18 protein-coding genes are annotated in these 18,736 nt (G+C 65.8%); 16 read left to right on the plus strand and 2 right to left on the minus strand.

Annotation, left to right across the window (positions count from 1 at the left end; translation table 11 throughout):
- The 4 genes from K675_RS0126215 to K675_RS0126230 form a co-directional block, all read left to right on the plus strand.
- Positions 1 to 504, plus strand: a 504-nt coding sequence (locus tag K675_RS0126215; protein ID WP_017906434.1) for an AbrB family transcriptional regulator, incomplete at its 5' end; no start/stop codon positions are given.
- A 248-nt stretch (positions 505 to 752) separates the two neighbouring features.
- Complete coding sequence (locus K675_RS0126220) at positions 753 to 1,769, plus strand: iron ABC transporter substrate-binding protein (protein WP_017906435.1); 1,017 nt, start codon at positions 753 to 755, stop codon at positions 1,767 to 1,769.
- 3 nt (positions 1,770 to 1,772) lie between these two features.
- The gene (locus K675_RS0126225) at positions 1,773 to 3,383 is read left to right on the plus strand and encodes an ABC transporter permease (protein WP_026145554.1); all 1,611 of its coding nucleotides are present in this window, start codon (positions 1,773 to 1,775) and stop codon (positions 3,381 to 3,383) included.
- Positions 3,380 to 4,423: an ABC transporter ATP-binding protein gene (locus K675_RS0126230; protein ID WP_017906437.1), complete on the plus strand. Its 1,044-nt coding sequence runs from the start codon at positions 3,380 to 3,382 to the stop codon at positions 4,421 to 4,423. The genes K675_RS0126225 and K675_RS0126230 overlap by 4 nt, the downstream gene beginning before the upstream one ends.
- Here K675_RS0126230 and K675_RS0126235 read toward each other — a convergent pair.
- Together K675_RS0126235 and K675_RS0126240 are read right to left on the minus strand one after the other, a co-directional pair.
- The gene (locus tag K675_RS0126235; RefSeq protein ID WP_017906438.1) at positions 4,420 to 6,138 is read right to left on the minus strand and encodes a hydrogenase maturation protein; all 1,719 of its coding nucleotides are present in this window, start codon (positions 6,136 to 6,138) and stop codon (positions 4,420 to 4,422) included. The two genes, K675_RS0126230 and K675_RS0126235, sit on opposite strands and share 4 nt — an antisense overlap.
- A gap of 130 nt (positions 6,139 to 6,268) precedes the next feature.
- On the minus strand, positions 6,269 to 7,321 hold the full coding sequence (locus K675_RS0126240) for a GlxA family transcriptional regulator (RefSeq protein WP_017906439.1): 1,053 nt from the start codon (positions 7,319 to 7,321) through the stop codon (positions 6,269 to 6,271).
- Between the two features lie 182 nt (positions 7,322 to 7,503).
- On the opposite strand from K675_RS0126240, the gene K675_RS0126245 reads away from it, so the two are divergent.
- The 12 genes from K675_RS0126245 (at position 7,504) to K675_RS0126300 (ending at position 18,617) form a co-directional block, all read left to right on the plus strand.
- Complete coding sequence (locus tag K675_RS0126245; protein WP_017906440.1) at positions 7,504 to 8,304, plus strand: N-acetylmuramoyl-L-alanine amidase-like domain-containing protein; 801 nt, start codon at positions 7,504 to 7,506, stop codon at positions 8,302 to 8,304.
- Positions 8,305 to 8,450: 146 nt separating this feature from the next.
- On the plus strand, positions 8,451 to 9,155 hold the full coding sequence (locus K675_RS31425; protein WP_017906441.1) for a GntR family transcriptional regulator: 705 nt from the start codon (positions 8,451 to 8,453) through the stop codon (positions 9,153 to 9,155).
- Between the two features lie 78 nt (positions 9,156 to 9,233).
- Positions 9,234 to 10,166: a 4-hydroxyproline epimerase gene (locus K675_RS0126255; RefSeq protein ID WP_017906442.1), complete on the plus strand. Its 933-nt coding sequence runs from the start codon at positions 9,234 to 9,236 to the stop codon at positions 10,164 to 10,166.
- The gene (locus K675_RS0126260; RefSeq protein WP_017906443.1) at positions 10,163 to 11,278 is read left to right on the plus strand and encodes an NAD(P)/FAD-dependent oxidoreductase; all 1,116 of its coding nucleotides are present in this window, start codon (positions 10,163 to 10,165) and stop codon (positions 11,276 to 11,278) included. Before K675_RS0126255 ends, K675_RS0126260 begins: the two co-directional genes overlap by 4 nt.
- Positions 11,271 to 11,507: a (2Fe-2S)-binding protein gene (locus K675_RS0126265; protein WP_017906444.1), complete on the plus strand. Its 237-nt coding sequence runs from the start codon at positions 11,271 to 11,273 to the stop codon at positions 11,505 to 11,507. Before K675_RS0126260 ends, K675_RS0126265 begins: the two co-directional genes overlap by 8 nt.
- Complete coding sequence (locus K675_RS0126270) at positions 11,504 to 12,760, plus strand: NAD(P)/FAD-dependent oxidoreductase (RefSeq protein WP_017906445.1); 1,257 nt, start codon at positions 11,504 to 11,506, stop codon at positions 12,758 to 12,760. The genes K675_RS0126265 and K675_RS0126270 overlap by 4 nt, the downstream gene beginning before the upstream one ends.
- Positions 12,761 to 12,834: 74 nt before the next feature.
- Entirely contained in the window at positions 12,835 to 13,590 is a 756-nt protein-coding gene (locus K675_RS0126275) for an AraC family transcriptional regulator (RefSeq protein WP_017906446.1), read from the plus strand.
- A gap of 391 nt (positions 13,591 to 13,981) precedes the next feature.
- The gene (locus K675_RS0126280; RefSeq protein WP_017906447.1) at positions 13,982 to 14,800 is read left to right on the plus strand and encodes a transporter substrate-binding domain-containing protein; all 819 of its coding nucleotides are present in this window, start codon (positions 13,982 to 13,984) and stop codon (positions 14,798 to 14,800) included.
- A 10-nt stretch (positions 14,801 to 14,810) separates the two neighbouring features.
- Positions 14,811 to 16,574 (plus strand): aconitase X, encoded by a 1,764-nt coding sequence (locus tag K675_RS0126285; protein WP_017906448.1) that lies wholly within the window; start codon positions 14,811 to 14,813, stop codon positions 16,572 to 16,574.
- Positions 16,567 to 17,238, plus strand: coding sequence for an amino acid ABC transporter permease (locus K675_RS0126290; protein ID WP_017906449.1), 672 nt, complete (start codon positions 16,567 to 16,569; stop codon positions 17,236 to 17,238). Before K675_RS0126285 ends, K675_RS0126290 begins: the two co-directional genes overlap by 8 nt.
- 13 nt (positions 17,239 to 17,251) lie before the next feature.
- On the plus strand, positions 17,252 to 17,902 hold the full coding sequence (locus tag K675_RS0126295; protein ID WP_017906450.1) for an amino acid ABC transporter permease: 651 nt from the start codon (positions 17,252 to 17,254) through the stop codon (positions 17,900 to 17,902).
- Positions 17,895 to 18,617, plus strand: a complete 723-nt coding sequence (locus tag K675_RS0126300; RefSeq protein WP_017906451.1) for an amino acid ABC transporter ATP-binding protein — start codon at positions 17,895 to 17,897, stop codon at positions 18,615 to 18,617. The genes K675_RS0126295 and K675_RS0126300 overlap by 8 nt, the downstream gene beginning before the upstream one ends.
- Positions 18,618 to 18,736: the final 119 nt, after the last annotated feature.

Below are 18,736 nucleotides of genomic sequence, written 5' to 3' on the forward strand. Positions count from 1 at the left end.
CTGGACCTGCTCAGCCTGGGGCTGACGCTGGCGACCGTGGCGGTCGGGGTGTTGCTCGGCACCCGTGTACCGGCCGGCGCCTTACTGGTGCCATTGCTGATCGGCGGCGCGCTGCAGCTGTCCGGCCTGCTCCACATCACCCTGCCGGCCTGGCTGCTGGCTACGGCCTATGGCGCCATCGGTTGCTACGTCGGCCTGCGCTTCGACCGCCCTACCGTGCTCTACGTCTGGAAGCGCCTGCCGGTGATGATCCTCAGCGCCATGAGCCTGATCGCCCTGTGCGCCGCCTCCGCCTGGCTGCTGGCGAAATGGCTGGACCTGGACTTCCTCTCGGTTTACCTGGCGACCAGCCCCGGCGGCCTGGACACCATGGCAATCATCGCGGTCGACACCCATTCCGATGTCGGCCTGGTCCTGGCGATGCAGACCCTGCGCCTTTTGGCGGTGATTTTCACCGGAGCCTACTTCGCCCGCCTGGTGATCCGCTTCGCCCGCCAGGACTGATGCCTGGCCCGCCATTGCAGGGATGCAATCCGGTGCTGTCACCCGACTGAACCGATCGGCACACAACGCCGCTTAACGATTTATTTGACGTTTTTTTCTCATTTGCCCCTCTACATTGCCGCCCGGACAAACATGCGAATGATTCCTATTGTTTAACCAGAGTGACGAATGAGGCGCGATCCTGCCTCGCTCCCGCTCTTCGGCATCTACCCTGAGACTGCACACAAGACCGCAGGAGCTTCCATACAATGATTTCCCGTTTCCCTTCGCTGTTCAAAACGACCCTGCTGGCCATCGCCGTGCTTGGCGCCGGTCACGTCTATGCGGCGCCCGACGCCGATGGAATCGTGGTCTACAACGCCCAGCACGAGAGCCTGACCAAGGCCTGGGCCGAGGGCTTCACCCGGGAGACCGGGATCAAGGTGACCCTGCGCAACGGCGACGACACCGAGATGGGCAACCAGCTCGTCCAGGAAGGCGACAAGTCGCCCGCCGACGTGTTCCTCACCGAAAACTCGCCGGCCATGGTGCTGGTCGATAACGCCAAGCTGTTCGCCCCGGTTGCCCCGACCACCCTGGAGCAGGTCGGCGCCGCCTACCGTCCGGCCCACGGCAATTGGGTCGGCATCGCCGCACGCTCCACCGTGTTCGTCTACAACAAGGACAAGCTGACCGAGGCGCAACTGCCCAAGTCGCTGCTCGACCTGGCCAAGCCCGAGTGGAAAGGCCGCTGGGCCGCCTCGCCAGCCGGTGCCGACTTCCAGGCCATCGTCGCTGCCGTCCTGGCCCTCAAGGGTGAAGCGGCCACCCTCGACTGGCTGAAGGCGATGAAAACCAACGCCGCGATCTACCGTGGCAACAGTGCCGTGCTCAAGGCCGTCAATGCCGGCCAGGTGGAAAGCGGGGTGATCTACCACTACTACAGCTTCGGTGACCAGGCCAAGACTGGCGAGAACAGCAAGAACACCTCGCTGCACTACTTCAAGCACCAGGATCCGGGCGCCTTCGTCAGCCTCTCCGGTGGTGGCGTACTCAAGTCCAGCAAACACCAGGAAGAAGCCCAGGCGTTCCTCAAGTGGATCACCGGCAAGGGCGGCCAGGCCGTTCTGCGCGACGGCACCTCCTTCGAATACGCCGTCGGCGTCGATACCGGCTCCAACGCCAAGCTGATACCGCTCAAGGAACTCGACGCACCCAAGGTCGACGTCTCGAAACTCGACAGCAAGAAGGCCGTGGCCCTGATGACCCAGGCCGGAATCCTGTAATTGATCCCGGAGTCCAATCTCCCTCTGGACCCCGCCGCAGCCGCTCAGGCGCCTGCGGCGTTTTCGCCTGGGCGAACCAGAACCATTTTCCGTCGCCAGGGCAATCCGTGGATCATCGGACTGTCGCTGCTGATGTCCCTGCTGGCGTTGCTGCCCATCGCCTTCGTCATCCTCTCGGCCTGGCAGACCGGCTGGAGTGCCTTGCTGGAACTGGTATGGCGCCCCCGGGTGGCGGAACTGGCGATCAACACCCTGCTGCTGACACTGATCACCCTGCCACTGTGCGTGGTGCTGGGCCTGGCGCTGGCCTGGCTGACCGAACGCACCGACCTGCCCGGTCGGCGCCTGTGGTCGTTGCTGGCGACCGCGCCGCTGGCGGTGCCGGCGTTCGTCCACAGCTACGCCTGGGTCAGCCTGGTGCCGTCGATCCATGGCCTGGGCGGCGGCGTGCTGGTTTCGGTGATCGCCTATTACCCGTTCCTCTACCTGCCCATCGCCGCCACCTTGCGGCGCCTGGACCCGGCCATCGAAGACGTTGGCGAGTCACTGGGGCTCAAGCCCTGGGGCGTGTTCGTGCGCATTGTGCTGCCGCAACTGCGCCTGGCGATCTGTGGCGGCTCGCTGCTGGTGGGCCTGCACCTGCTGGCCGAATACGGCCTCTACGCGATGATCCGCTTCGACACCTTCACCACGGCGATCTTCGACCAGTTCAAGTCGACCTTCAGCGGCCCGGCGGCGCACACCCTGGCCGGTCTGCTGGCGCTGTGCTGCCTGGGTCTGTTGACCGTCGAGTCGGCGGCGCGTGGCAAGGCGCGTTACGCCCGGGTCGGTTCCGGCAGCGCTCGCCAGCAACGCACCGTGCGACTCGGTCGTGGCGGCAAGTGGCTGGGCCTGGCCCTGCCACTGCTCAGCAGTGCACTGGCCCTCGGGGTGCCGTTGATCACCCTGGGCAACTGGCTGGTCGCCGGTGGCCTGGAGGTCTGGCAGGCCGACGAACTGTGGCCGGCGCTGCAGCAGACGCTGCTTCTCGGCGCCGCCGGGGCCCTGCTGACCACCGGCGCCGCGGTACCGGTGGCCTGGTTGTCGATCCGCGCCCCTGGCCGGCTGCATCGCCTGCTGGAAAGCTGCAACTACATCACCAGTTCGCTGCCGGGCATCGTCGTCGCCCTGGCGCTGGTGACGATGACCATCCACTTCGTCCGGCCGATCTACCAGACCTCGATCACCGTGCTGCTGGCCTACCTGCTGATGTTCATGCCGCGGGCGCTGGTCAGCCTGCGGGCCGGTATCGCCCAGGCACCGGTCGAACTGGAGAACATCGCCCAGAGCCTGGGGCGCTCACCGGCCAAGGCCCTCTGGCTGGTCACCCTGCGCCTCGCCGCACCGGGTGCCGCCGCCGGCGCGGCGCTGGTGTTCCTGGCCGTGATCAACGAACTGACCGCCACCCTGCTGCTGGCGCCCAACGGCACGCGCACCCTGGCCACCGGTTTCTGGGCCCTGAGCAGCGAGATCGACTACGCCGGCGCCGCGCCCTACGCCCTGATCATGATCCTGCTGTCGCTGCCGCTGACCGGGCTTCTCTACCATCAATCCAAACGCACGGCGGGCCGATGAACGCTCTGGAACTCAAATCGCTGTACAAATTCTTTGGCGCGCAGACGGCCCTGGAGAATATCAACCTGTCGATCGCCACCGGCAGTCGCACGGCCATTGTCGGCCCGTCGGGATCGGGCAAGACCACCCTGCTGCGGATGATCGCCGGGTTCGAATTCCCCGACTCGGGCAGCATCGTGCTCGACGGCCAGCCGCTGGTGGACGCCCACACCGCGATCCCCGCTCACCAGCGCCTGATCGGCTACGTGCCACAGGACGGGGCACTGTTCCCGCACATGACCGTGGCCGACAACATCGGCTTCGGTCTCTGCGGCAAGTCCGCCGAGAAGCAGCCGCGCATTGCCGAATTGATGGAGAGGGTCGCCCTGGATGCGCAGATGGCCCGCCGCTGGCCTCATGAGTTGTCAGGTGGCCAACAGCAGCGGGTCGCCCTGGCCCGGGCCCTGGCCCAGCGCCCGCGGCTGATGCTGCTGGACGAGCCCTTCTCGGCCCTCGACACCGGGCTGCGCGCGGCCATGCGCAAGATGGTCGCGCGCCTGTTATCGGATACCGGCGTGACCACCATCCTGGTGACCCATGACCAGGCCGAAGCGCTGTCGTTCGCCGATCAACTGGCGGTGATGCGCCAGGGCCGGCTGGTCCAGGCCGGTGCACCGATGGATCTGTACCTGCGCCCGATCGACGCCGCCACCGCCGTGTTTCTCGGCGATGCGGTCATTCTTCCGGCGCGGATCGAGGATGGCTGGGCGGAGTGTGAACTGGGCAAGGTGCCGGTCAACAACGAAGGGCTGCATGGCCCGGCGCAGATCATGTTGCGTCCCGAACAACTGCAATTGGCCATGCCTGGCTCAGGTGAGATCGTGGGCAGCCCGGCGGTGGTGACCGACTGCGACTTCGGCGGCAACACCTGCACCTTGACGGTGGAGCTCACCAACGCGGGGAAACGTCCGCTGCTGGTGCGCAGCAGCGGATTGTCGGCACCGCAGGTCGGCAGCCAGGTGCTGGTGTCAGCCTTCGGGCACGCCCACGTGCTGGGTTAGCAGGTCAGCACGCCCGCCGTCCGGGTTGGTCGTGCCCAGGGCGCGATCAATCGCTCCGGAGTGCCACAGGCTTTGCGCTTGAACACGAAGTTGCGGCACTTGCCGGCGAAGCCGTTGCGGTCCTGGACCATGTCCTGCTGCATCTGCGCCAGTTCCAGGTCGCGACAGTACTCCATGGCCTCCAGGTCCGGCGCCTGCTTGTTCTCGCGAGCCATGTGCGGCTCATCGACCAGGCGCTGGGCCTCGCCCATCAACCACTCGCCAAAGGCCTGATGGCAACGCGGACCGATGCCCTGGATCATGCCCATCGCCAGTGCCTGGGTGGTGCTCAGCGGCAGGCATTCCTGGGTCAGTTGCAATGCCAGGTCGGCGCCCACTGCCCTCGGCAGGCTGTAGGTCCAGTATTCGGAACCGTACAGGCCCATGGTCTTGTAGTGCGGGTTGAGCACGATACCGTCACGGGCCAGCACCACGTCCGCCGCCAGCGCCAGCATCACCCCGCCCGCCCCGGCACTGCCGGTCAGGCCGCTGACCACCAGTTGCCGGGCAGCGAGCAGTTCGCGGCAGACATCGTTGATCGCACGGATGTTGGCCCAGGCTTCCAGCCCCGGCACCGCGGCCGCCTGGATCACGTTCAGGTGCACACCGTTGGAGAAGCTGCCCTGCCCACCGCGGAACACCAGGACCTTGGTGTCCTGCGCCCTGGCCCAGCGCAACGCGCTGACCAGCCGGCGGCACTGTTCGGTGCTCATGGCGCCGTTGTAGAACTCGAAGGTCAGTTCGCCGACATCGCCCACCTGGCGATAGCGGATCGGCTGGTAGGCCTCCAGGCAATGCCGATGGGTGCTGATCGACCAGTCCAGGGTCGGCACCTGGTCCAGGCGCCCGGCCAGTACGTGGCGGGCCGGACGCTTGAAGGTTTCCTCACCGGCCGCGGGCTTGCGCCGCAGGGAGCCGATCCAGAGGCTGTGATCGCCGGTGGCGACCAGAACCGCGTCGTCGTGCACCGCCAGCAGTTGCCCGGGGGTTCCGCAACGGCTGTCCAGATGGGCGTCGAAGAGGTAGTACTGTTCGCCCTGAAGGCTGGCGAGCACCCCGGGCTGGCCATCGGCGGCATCGATACGGCGCTTGATGAACTCGGCACTGTCATGCCAACTGAAGCCGCGGTCACTCTGCTTCATGTTCGGTTGCAGGTGCCCTCGCACGTCTGGCGACTCATAGTCCAGCGGCATCGGTTCGAAGTCGGTGCCGAATTTCGCCACCACCTCGTGAATGCAGATCAGCGCCGCATCGGCCACCGGGCCGTTGTACAACTGCGACTTGCGCACCTGGGCCGGCATCTCGAACTCGCTGGTCGCCCAGATCGCGCCGCTGTCCATCTCCTCGGCGGCCTGCAGGGCCGTCACGCCCCAGCGCGGCAGTTGGCGGCTGATGGCCCAGTCCAGCGCGCTGGCGCCACGGTCGCCGATAATCCCCGGATGGATGATCACCACCGGACGCTCGGTATTGCGCCACAACTGCTCAGGCACGCGGTCCTTGAGGAACGGACAGATCACCAGTTGCGCACCGCTGCCCTCGATCTGCCGGCAGACCTCCTCTTCAGTGGTGAACAACACCACGCTGGGCTCGTGCCCGGCTTCGCGCAACGCCAACCAGGCCCGCTGGGTCAGGCCGTTGAACGCGGTGGACAGCAGAATGATTTTCAATGAGCGCATGACTAACCTCCTCCTTGAGCATGTACCGGGCCCACTGCTGCGAGGAGCAATCCATGGCCCGACTGGAGTGGCTACAGTAGCGCGGTGGAGGGAGCCGGCCTTGATCGAGGTCAAGGCCGAAGGTGAGGCATCAGCGGTGACGCGCTCGGGCTTCGCTGGCGGTGTGGCCGAAAAAGTCGCGGAAGCAGCGGCTGAAATGCGCCGAACTGACGAAACCGCAGGCGGTGGCGATGTTGATCACCGACTCGTTGGTCTGCAACAGCAGTTGCCGCCCCCGGGTCAGGCGCAGCTCCAGGTAGTAGCGCTTGGGCGAGCTCTGCATGAACTGCTGGAACAGCCGGTCGACCTGGCGCCGCGACAGGTTGACGTAGCTCGCCAACTGGTCGAGTTCCAACGGATCCTCGATGTTGTTTTCCATCAGGTCGAGCAGGCTTTGCAGGGCCACCGGCAAACGAGGATCGCGAGAGACACGGGCCAGCGGCATGTGGTCGGTCTGCTCGCTGCGGTCGCAACTGAGGATCGCCTCGATCCCGCGTACCAGTTCATCGCCCTGCTGGGCGCGAATCACGTTGAGGATCAGGCCCAGAGCGCTGTTGGCACCGGCACAACTGATCAGCCCGCCATCGATCACATAGGGCTGCGGCAGCAGCCGTACCGTCGGGCAGATTTCCATCAACCCGGCACGGTTCTCCGGATGCACGGTGCAGGAACGGCCATCCAGCAGGCCGGCGTGGGCCAGTTGGAAACAGCCGTTCCACAGGCTGCCCAGTTGCATCGACGCGCGCGCGCACTGGCGCAGTTTCTCCACCAGTTTGCCCGCCGGCTGCAACGGGCTGCGCAGGCCGCCGCAAACGATCAGCAGGTCGGCACCGTCTGGGCGCAAGGCGCTGATGCAATCATCGGCGGCGATGGAGATGCCCAGGTCGCAGGCGATCTGCAGGTGATCGATGCCAAAGGTCTTCACTTCATACAGCGGTGCCCGCCCCAGCAGGTTGGCGGTGACCAGTCCATCCAACGCGCCGGTGAACGCCATCATCGAGAAGTTGTCGAGCAGCACGAAGGCGATCCGCCGAGGTGGCGGTGGCGTGACCGTGCCCTGCCCCGACTCGTTCAGGTAAGCGAGATTCAGGGTCTTGAGGCTGCGGCTGAACTGGCGGTGCCCCGCGGGTGGTGATTCGGACATGCGTGATGATGCTCAAGGAAAACCAGGAAACCGGTGGCACGAGAATATCGCGTTCGTGCAACGCCTTCAAAATTGTTCGAAAGGCCGTTGTACGGTTTTCTTTGACAGCCCTCACGCGGGAGAAAACAATGCTCGGCGGCACACTCGCCCGCAGAACAGCGGGGGTGCCTTTCGGAGGCTGTATGAACAAGATGCTGTCGATCGTCCCGGGTCTGGCAATCGGCCTGATGCTGACCGGCTTTACCCGGACACCGCCCGATACGCCGGTCCAGTTGGACGACTACACCCTGGGCAAGATCAGGCTGATCGAGTCGCGGCTGGCCAGCGAAGGCCACCCCGACACCGGCCGACGCATCGACGAGATATCCGCCAGCTTCCTCGGCACGCCTTATGTACCGCATATGCTGGTGGGCTCGGCAACCTCGGCGGAAAAGCTGGTGATCGACTTCCGCGGCCTGGACTGCTTCACCTACCTGGATTACGTCGAGGCCTTGCGCAAATCCGACAGCGTGCCACGCTTCATCGAGAACGTGGTCCGTACCCGCTACGAACACGGCGACATCAGCTACCTCAACCGCAAGCATTTCTTCACCGATTGGGCCCATGCCACGCCGCTCAACGCCCGCGACGTGACCCGCGAAACCAGCTCTGCCAGCACCACGGTCACCAAGGTGCTGAGGACCCCGTCGGCCGGCGGCCAAACCGGCCAGTCGGGCAGTGAAGTGACCCGCGCCATCAACTACATTCCCAGCCAGTTCGTCGACGAGGCCGTCATCAGCCGGCTGCACACCGGCGACTACATCGGCATCTACACCCCGGCCCAGGGCCTGGACGTCACCCACACCGGCATCTTCATCATGACCGACAAGGGCCCGGTGCTGCGCAATGCCTCGGCCCAGTCGAGTCACTACCAGGTCATCGACTCGCCCTTCCTGGCCTATGTGAAAAAGACCCCTGGAATTGTGGTGCTGCGAGCGCTCTGAATCCAAGCCCACCCTTTTTCCGCGCAACCTCCAGGCGCCTGGCATGCGCCCAGGCGTCGTCAGGCAACCCACCTCGTCGTCAGGAAAGGAAAACAAAACGTTTTTTGTATACCATATCCCCTCCATCCCTCTCGAATGATCGCGCCGTGTCCCTACCCAAACTCAATCTACCGGACCTTGGCAACGCGCCCTCCACCTCGGAGATCATCACCCGCCACCTGCGCGATGCGATCGTCGCCGGCAATTTCGCCGAGGACGAACCGATTCGCCAGGACGAGATCGCCCGTCAGTTCAACGTCAGCAAGATTCCGGTGCGCGAGGCGCTCAAGCGGCTGGAGGCCGAGGGGCTGGTGATGTTCCAGCGCAACCGCGGGGCGATGGTCACGCGGCTCTCCGAGCTGGAACTGGCGCAGATGTTCGAGGTGCGCATGCTGCTCGAAGACAAGGTGCTGCGCCTGGCGATCCCGAACATGACCGACAGCACCTTTGCCAAGGCCGAGCGCATCTGCCAGGAGTTCGTCGGCGAGAACGATGTCGGCCGCTGGGCCGAACTGAACTGGGAACTGCACGCCTGCCTCTACGAGCCGGCACAACGGCCGTTCCTGGTGGGCATGATCCGCTCGGTCAACGACAAGCTGGAACGCTACCTGCGCATGCAGATGAGCCTGTCCGCCGGCAAGGAGCGCGCCGACCACGAGCACCGGGAAATCATCGAGGCCTGCCGCGCCCGGGATGTGGAACGGGCGGTGAAACTGCTCGACGAGCACATCGCCGGTGTCTGTGCGACCCTGCTCGAACATCTGCCGCGCGCGCGCACCGAGCCAGATGCCACTGTGCTGATTTCGTCATGAGCACCTGATAAAAGCATCAAGCCGGACGGTCCCCGTGCAGGCCACTCTGCGAACTCCTTCATTCGACAGTGGCCTGCCATGAAACGTATCACCGTGATCGACTCGCATACCGGCGGCGAACCCACCCGCCTGGTGACCGCCGGTTTTCCCGACCTGGGCCACGGCAGTATGGCCGAGCGCCGCCAGCGTCTTGCCGAACAGTACGACAACTGGCGGGCGGCCTGCGTCCTCGAACCTCGCGGCAGCGAGGTGCTGGTCGGAGCGCTGCTCTGCGAGCCGGTGGACCCGCTGGCCTGTGCCGGCGTAATCTTCTTCAACAACACCGGCTACCTCGGCATGTGCGGCCACGGCACCATCGGGCTGGTGGCGTCCCTCGCCCATCTGGGACGGATCGGCCCGGGCACCCACGCCATCGAAACCCCGGTCGGCACGGTGCATGCCACCCTGCACGAGGACCGCTCGGTCAGCGTGCGCAACGTGCCGTCCTATCGCTACCGACGCGCCGTGGCACTGGAGGTTGAAGGCATCGGCCAGGTGGTGGGCGACATCGCCTGGGGCGGCAACTGGTTCTTCCTGATCGCCGAACACGGCCTCGACGTCGCCAGCGACAACCTCGAAACACTGACCGCCTACAGCTTCGCCGTACAGCAGGCGCTGGAACAGCAAGGTATCCGCGGCGAGGACGGCGGCCTGATCGACCATATCGAGTTGTTCGCCGACGACGACCAGGCCGACAGCCGCAACTTCGTCCTGTGCCCCGGCAAGGCCTACGACCGCTCGCCCTGCGGCACCGGCACCAGCGCCAAGCTGGCGTGCCTGGCGGCAGACGGCAAGCTGCAACCGGGACAGGTCTGGCGCCAGGCCAGTGTCATTGGCAGCCAGTTCGAAGGCTCCTACGAAGCCGCCGGAGAGCGCATCGTGCCGACCATTCGCGGTCGGGCGTACATCAGCGCCGAAGCGACGCTGATCCTCGAACAGGACGACCCATTCGCCTGGGGCATCCGCCTGTGAACGAAGGCACCGTAGCCGACATGATCGTGATCGGCGCCGGTATCGTCGGTGCCGCCTGCGCCCAGGCCCTGGCCCGGCGTGGCCTGGACGTGCTGGTGCTGGATGCCGGCCTGCCCAATGCCACGGCCGCCGGCATGGGCCACCTGCTGGTGCTCGATGACAACCCGGCCGAACTGGCGCTGAGCCAATACTCGGTGCAACGCTGGCGCGAGCACGCGCCCGAGCTGCCCGAAGGCTGCGCCTACCGCAACAACGGCACGCTGTGGATCGCGGCCAACGCCGAGGAAATGGCGGTGGCCGAAAGCAAGTACCACAACCTGCAGGCCCACGGCATCGCCTGTGAACTGCTCGGCGGCCAAGCGCTGCACGAGCGCGAACCGCAGTTGCGCGAAGGACTCGAGGGTGGCCTGCTGATTCACGGCGACGGCATTCTCTATGCCCCGGCCACGGCGAGCTGGATGCTGAGGACCCCAGGTATCCGCCAACGTCGGGCGTTGGTCAGCGAAATCGACGGCAATCGGGTACGACTCGACAACGGTCACTGGCTGACCGCCAATGCGGTGGTGCTGGCCAATGGCGTGCAGGCCGATGAACTGTGCCCGGAGTTGCCCATCGAGCCGAAGAAGGGCCACCTGTTGATCACCGACCGTTACCCCGGCAGCGTCACCCATACCCTGGTCGAACTGGGTTACGTCACCAGCGCCCACAACGCCAAGGGGCCCTCCACCGCCTGCAACATCCAGCCACGCCCGACCGGTCAGTTGTTCATCGGCGCCTCGCGGCAATTCGGCACCCGCGACCTCACGGTCGAGAGCTGGATGCTGGCGAAGATGCTCAGGCGTGCCGTCGAGTACCTGCCGGGACTGGCCCGGCTCAACGCCATCCGCGCCTGGACCGGCCTGCGCGCGGCGAGCCCCGACGGCCTGCCGCTGGTGGGTGAACATCCACGGCGCAAGGGGCTGTGGCTGGCTGTCGGCCATGAAGGACTGGGCGTCACCACGGCGCCCGGCACCGCCGACCTGCTGGTCGCGCAACTGTTCAACGAAACGCCGCCGCTGGAGGCTACGCCCTACCTGCCCCAGCGCTTTCCTGGAGTCTCGAGCCATGCCTGAACTGACATTGGACGGCCGCGCCCTGCGCGTCGCCGAAGGCACCACCGTCGCTGCCGCACTGGCCCTGGGCGGTGATGGCTGCTGTCGTACGTCGGTCAGCGGTCGCCGCCGGGCACCACTGTGCGGCATGGGCATCTGCCAGGAATGCCGGGTCAGCATCGACGGCGACCGCCGCCTGGCCTGCCAGACCCTGTGCAGCGAAGGCATGCGCGTGGAGACCCGGCCATGATCGAAACCACCGACCTGCTGATCATCGGCGCGGGGCCCGCCGGCATCGCGGCCGCCCTGGCCGCCGCGCCCAGTGGCGCACGTATCACCCTGATCGACGACAACCCGCTGGCGGGCGGGCAGATCTGGCGCGACGGGCCACAGGCAAAGCTGCCGCCTCTGGCCCGGCAACTGCGCCAGCGCCTGCTGGAGTGCGCCAACGTGCGGCACTGCCCGGCCACCCGGGTGATTGCCCAAAGCGCTCCGAAACAACTGCTGCTCGAAGACCCCCAGCGGGGCTGGCAGGTCCGCTATGACAAATTGATCCTCTGCACCGGCGCCCGCGAGCTGCTGCTGCCCTTCCCCGGCTGGACCCTGCCTGGCGTCACCGGGGCCGGCGGCCTGCAGGCCCTGGTCAAGGGCGGCCTGCCGGTGAACGGCGAACGCCTGGTGATCGCCGGTAGCGGCCCCCTGTTGCTCGCCAGCGCCGCCACGGCCAGGCGGGCCGGGGCCCGGATTCTGCGGATCGCCGAACAGGCCTCGCGCTCGGCCGTGGCAGGTTTTGCCGCGCAACTGCCACGCTGGCCACACAAGGGGCTGCAAGCCTTCGGGTTGTTCGATCGCCATTACCGTACCGACACCCATGTGCTCGCGGCCCTGGGCAGCGAGCGCCTGGAAGGTGTACGCCTGCGCCAACGCGGCAAGGTCGTCGAAATGGCCTGCGATCGCCTGGCCTGTGGCTTCGGCCTGATCCCCAACACCCAGCTCGGCCAGGCCCTGGGCTGTGCACTCGACGGCCAGGCCCTGGCGGTCGACGACTGGCAGTCCACCAACCTTGCCGACCATTACGCCGCCGGCGAATGCACCGGCTTCGGCGGTAGCGAACTGGCCCTGGTCGAAGGCGCGATCGCAGGCCATACCGCTGTCGGCGAGCGGGATCGTGCCCGTGGCCTGTGGTCGCGCAGGGAGCGCTGGCAAGACTTTGCCGACACCCTGAACCGCGCCTTTGCACTCGATCCACGGCTCAAGTCCCTGGCCGAACCGGACACCCTGGTGTGCCGTTGCGAGGATGTCACCCATGCCGCGCTGACCGGCCATCGTGACTGGCGCGAAGCGAAGCTGACCAGCCGCTGTGGCATGGGCGCCTGCCAGGGGCGGGTCTGCGGCGGCGCGACCGCCCACCTGTTCGGCTGGCAAACCCCGGCGCCGCGTCCACCGTTCAGCCCGGCGCGGATCGACACGCTGTTGTGCCTGGACGACACGCCACCGGCATGAAGCGCGGTACAGGGCTTTCGGCAGCCTCGGCGGATCACTATGATCCGGGGGGTTGCCACCAGACGTCTGCCGCCATGTACGCCTCGCTCCACAACTTCCAGCCCTGCGACCTGCCCACGCTGCTCAGCAGCCTGCACGCCATTGCCCCCTTGCTCGACACCCTGGCGGACGTGGCGTTCTTTATCAAGGACAGCGAGGCCCGCTACGCGTTCGCCAACCACACCCTGGCCCGACGCTGCGGTTTCAGGCACACCGAAGAGTTGCTGGGACTGACCGCCGACCGGGTGTTCCCCGAGCGCTTCGGCGCCTCCTACACCGAACAGGATCGCCGGGTGCTGGGCAGCGGCCGCGAACTGGCCGACCAGTTGGAATTGCACCTGTATTACGGCAACCAGCCGATCTGGTGCCTGACCCACAAGGTGCCACTGCGCGATCCGCTGGGAAGGATCGTCGGACTGGCCGGGATTTCCCGCGACCTGCAACTGCCACAGTCGAACCACCCCTCCTTTTCGAAAGTCGCGGCGGTGGACGCGCATATCCGCGAGCACTTCTCCCAGCCCATCAGCCTTGCCGAATTGACCCGCATCGCCGGGATGTCGGTGGCCCAGCTGGAGCGCCAATGCAAGCGGATCTTCCAGCTCACGCCCCGGCAGATGATCCACAAGGCACGCCTGGAGGAAGCCTCGCAACTGCTGTTGCAGGCCGACCTGCCGATCACCGAGATCGCCCTGCGCTGCGGTTACACCGACCACAGTGCCTTCAGCCGTCAGTTCCGGGCGTTGACCGGGTTATCGCCGAGCCATTATCGCGAGACGCACCGGCAAGGCTGAGCCACCGGCTGCTTCCGAGCAAACGGACTACCCAGAACAGCACGGTACCTCGTAGGAAGGAGCCGGCTTGCTGGCGATAGCGTCGTCCCAGGCGCCGAAGAGGTTGTCTGGTAGATCGCTCTCGTCAGCTAGCCGGCTCCTACGAGGTACCGTGCCCACTGTGTTCCCTTAGGGGGCGTGTTGCCTGCCAACTGCTCCCATCTGTAACACGATCCTGTCTCCTGCCCCCATCAGCTACCCTGCCCCCAAACCACGCGATCCCCTCTAACTCAATGCCTCGCAATGAATTGACCCACCCACCTCGAAACAGGCACAGTCATTGCTAATCTAATATCGTATACGAAATTCATAATACGATAGCCAACACCACTCACCGACAAACGAGGCTTCCATGAAAAATCCCGTTTTTGCCGCAGCGCTCAGTGTGGTTCTCAGCTCTTCCTTCATCGCCACGGCCCAGGCCGACAAGCTCGATGACATCATCAGTTCCGGCAAGCTGCGCTGTGCCGTCACCCTCGACTTCCCGCCGATGGGCTCGCGTGATGCCAGCAACAAACCGGTGGGCTTCGACGTCGACTATTGCAACGACCTGGCGAAAGTCCTCGGGGTCACCGCCGAGGTCGTCGAGACACCGTTTGCCGACCGTATCCCCGCCCTGATGTCGGACCGCGTCGACGTCATCACCGCCTCTACCTCCGATACCCTCGAAAGGGCCAAGACCATTGGCATGACCATCCCCTACTTCGCCTTCCAGATGGTCGTGCTGACCCGCGAAGACACCGGCATCACTAAATACGAGGATCTCAAGGGCAAGAATGTCGGCAACACCAGCAGCACCTACGAAGCCATCGCCCTGGAGAAAGACCAGAAGAGCTGGGGCAGCGGCAGTTTCCGCGCCTACCAGTCGCAGAACGACACCATCCTGGCCGTGGCGCAAGGGCATATCGACGCCACCGTCGTCACCAACACCGTGGCCGCCGCCACCCTCAAGTCCGGCAAGTACAAGGGCCTGAAAGTCGTCGGCAACGCCCCGTACGTGATCGACTATGTGTCACTGGGCGCCGCCCGTAACGAGTACGGCCTGATCAACTACCTCAACCTGTTCGTCAACCAGCAGGTGCGTACCGGACGCTACAAGGAACTGTTCACCAAGTGGGTCGGCACCGAGATCCCGCCGACCGACCTGACCGTTCCCCACGTCTACTACTGAGGAGCGCTCAATGCCCAGCACGCCCACTGTCCTGGCCGGACGCAGTCTGGTCGAGGGGTCTGCCCAAGGTCCCCTGCTGTTCGCCGATGTCGGCCTGAGCTTCTGGGGCGGTGTCGATCCGTTCAGCGGCGAGGTGATCGACCGCCATCACCCGCTCAGCGGCGAACGGCTGGCCGGTCGCGTGCTGGCCTTGCCCTGCGGCCGCGGCTCCTGCACCGGCAGCAGCGTCATGATGGAAGCGATCAGCAATGGCCAGGCACCGGCCGCCCTGGTGCTGGCCGAGGCCGATGAGATCCTGACCCTGGGTGTGCGGGTGGCCCAGGTGATTTTCGAACGTTCCCTGCCGGTGCTGTGCATCGGCCAGGAGGCCTTTGCCGCCTTGCGCGGCCAGGCCTTCGCCCGGCTCGAAGGCACTCGCCTGAGCCTGTTCGACGCCTGCCCCAAAGATGATTGGCAGGCCTCGGCGACATCCGTTCCGACTTGCCCGACAAGTACCGGTGTCAAGCTCAGCGAATACGACCGGAGCCTGCTGGACGGCGATTACGGCAAGGCTGCCCAGGTGGCCATGCAGATCGTCCTGCAGATGGCCGAACTGCAGGATGCCCCGGCCCTGCTGGACGTGACCCAGGCACACATCGACGGCTGCATCTATACCGGGCCGGCAAGCCTGCGCTTCGCCGAACAACTGGTGCAATGGGGCGCCCACGTGCGCGTCCCGACCACCCTCAATTCGATTTCCGTGGACCAGCGCCGCTGGCGCGAGCTGGGGGTCGACCCGGCTCTCGGCGAACCCGCCAGCGCCCTGGGCACGGCGTACATGGCCATGGGCGCGCAACCGAGCTACACCTGTGCGCCCTACCTGCTCGACAGCGCGCCCAAGGCTGGCGAGCAGATCGTCTGGGCCGAATCCAATGCGGTGGTCTACGCCAACAGCGTGCTCGGGGCTCGAACCCGGAAATACCCCGACTACCTGGACATCTGCATCGCCCTGACCGGCCGCGCGCCGCTGACCGGCTGTCACCTGGCCGAAGGGCGCAAGGCGCAGTTGCAGATCGAAGTCCCGCCACTGACCGGCCTGGACGACGCCTTCTACCCGCTACTCGGCTATCACATCGGCCTGCTCTGCGGCAGCCGCATCCCGCTGGTGCGTGGCCTGGAGCACCATCAGCCCAGCCTCGACGACCTCAAGGCCTTCGGCGCGGCATTCGCCACCACCTCGGCGGCGCCGCTGTTCCATATCGCCGGGGTCACCCCGGAAGCCGTCGACCCGGCACCGTTGGCTGATCCGTCACTGCCCGTGGAACGCATCGAGCCCAGTGACCTGTTGAAGAGCTGGCACGAACTCAACAGTGCACGCACGCCGGCGGTGGACGTGATCGCGCTGGGCAACCCGCACTTTTCCCTCGGTGAATTCGACCACCTGGCGCGGCTGTGCAAGGGCCGCCACAAGCACCCTGCCGTGGTGATGGCAATCACCTGCGGCCGGGCCGTACTGGAACAGGCACGTAGCGCCGGCCACCTGGAATCGATCGAGGCCTTCGGCGCCACGCTGGTCACCGACACCTGCTGGTGCATGCTCGGCGAGCCGGTGATCCCGCCCGGCGCCCGCACCCTGATGACCAACTCCGGCAAGTACGCCCACTACGCGCCGGGCCTGGTCGGGCGCCATGTGCACTTCGCCAGCCTCGCCGAATGTGTCGACAGTGCCTGCACCGCCCAAGCCAGTGGACGCCTGCCGACCTGGTTGCAACAGAAGGAAACGCCCCATGTTTAACTTCAACTACACCTTCCAGTGGCGCGCGGCCTTCCGGGCCCTGCCCGACATGCTCAGCGGCGCCTGGGTGACCTTCGAGACCGCCGCCCTGTCGATGATCTTCGGCGTGCTGATCGCCCTCACCCTGACGGTGATGCGCGAGGCCAGGCAGCCGGCGCTGCGCGGCTTCGCCAACGGCTGGGTGTCGATCGCCCGCAACACCCCGTCGCTGTTCCAGATCTACATCCTGTACTTCGGCCTCGGCTCGCTGGGGCTGCATGTCAGCTCCTGGTTCGCGCTGCTGGCCGGGATCACCTTCAACAACGCCGGCTACCTGGCGGAGAACTTCCGCGGCGGCCTCAAGGCGGTGCCCGGCACCCAGATGCGCGCCGCCCGCTCGCTGGGCATGAGCGCCTTCCAGGCCTACCGGATGATCGTCGTACCGCAACTGCTGCGGGTGGTGTACTACCCGCTGACCAACCAGATGGTCTGGGCCGTGCTGATGACTTCGCTGGGGGTGGTCGTGGGGCTCAACAACGACCTGACCGGGGTGACCCAGGAATACAACGTCAAGACGTTCCGCACCTTCGAATACTTCGCCATCGCGGCGGTGCTGTATTACCTGATCGCCAAGGCGATCGTCGCGATAGCCCGGCTGTTGTCCTGGCGGCTGTTCCGCTACTGAGGGGGTCTGCTCGATGTTTTCCACCAGTCTTACCGCCAATGACTTGCTGTTCCTGCTCAGCGGCGCCTGGGTCACGCTGCAACTGACGTTCTGGTCGATCCTGCTCGGCAGCGTCGCCGGCCTGCTGTTCGGCCTGCTGCGCGCCCTGCTGCCGCGCGCGAGCCTGCCGCTGGCCTGGGTGCTGGACGTGTTTCGCAGCGTGCCGTTGCTGATCCAGTTCGTCCTGTTCAACTCGTTCAAGAGCATCATCGGCCTGAAGATCAGCGCCTTCTCCGTCGGCTGCATCGTACTGGGGATCTATGCCGCCGCCTACTTCACCGAAATCGTGCGCAGCGGCGTGCTTTCGGTGCCGCCGAGCGTGCGCCGGGCCAGTCGCTCGCTGGGGCTGAGCTACCTGCAGGACCTGCGCTGGATCGTCCTGCCGATGGCCACGCGGGTGGCCTTCCCCGGCTGGCTGAACCTGGTGCTGGGGGTCATGAAGGACACCGCGCTGGTGATGTGGATCGGCATCATCGAACTGCTGCGGGCCTCGCAAACCATCGTCACGCGTATCCAGGAACCGCTGCTGGTGCTGTGCATCGCGGGCCTTATCTACTACGTCATGAGCCTGGTGGTCGCCCGCCTGGGCGCTCGTCTGGAAAGAAGGTGGCAAGAAAATGATTGAGATCGACAACGTACACAAATCCTTCGGCGACCTGGAAGTGGTCAAGGGCGTCAGCCTGACGGTGAACAAGGGCGAGGTGGTGTCGATCATCGGCGGCTCCGGCTCCGGCAAGTCGACCTTGCTGATGTGCATCAACGGCCTGGAGTCGATCCACAAGGGCAGCATCCGCGTCGATGGCATCGAGGTCCACGACCGCGCCACCGACCTGAACAAATTGCGCCAGAAAATCGGCATCGTGTTCCAGCAATGGAACGCCTTCCCGCACCTGACCGTGCTGGAAAACGTGATGCTGGCGCCGCGCAAGGTGCTCGGCAAGAGCCGGCAGGACGCCGAGGAACTGGCGGTGCGCCAACTGACCCACGTGGGCCTGAGCGACAAGCTCAAGACCTTCCCCGGCAAGCTCTCCGGCGGCCAGCAGCAGCGCATGGCGATCGCCCGCGCCCTGGCGATGTCGCCGGACTACATGCTGTTCGACGAGGCCACCTCGGCGCTCGACCCACAGTTGGTGGGCGAGGTGCTGGACACCATGCGCATGCTCGCCGAGGACGGCATGACCATGGTCCTGGTGACCCACGAGATCCGCTTCGCCCGCGACGTCTCCGACCGCGTGGCGTTCTTCCGCAACGGCCTGGTGCACGAGATCGGCGCGCCGGACCAGGTCATCGGCAACCCGTTGCAGCCGGAGACGGCGGCATTTCTCAAGTCGGTGAAATGAATGCTGGGGCTGTGCCTGGCCCTGTGGGAGCCGGCTTGCTGGCGATAGCGATCTCGCTGATGCGGCAGGTGGCGCTGAATGGCCGCCTGCGGCGGGATCGCCAGCAAGCCGGCTCCCAC

Origin of the sequence: Pseudomonas fuscovaginae SE-1, from assembly GCF_000364705.1 — a bacterium.
Classification (GTDB): domain Bacteria; phylum Pseudomonadota; class Gammaproteobacteria; order Pseudomonadales; family Pseudomonadaceae; genus Aquipseudomonas; species Aquipseudomonas fuscovaginae_A.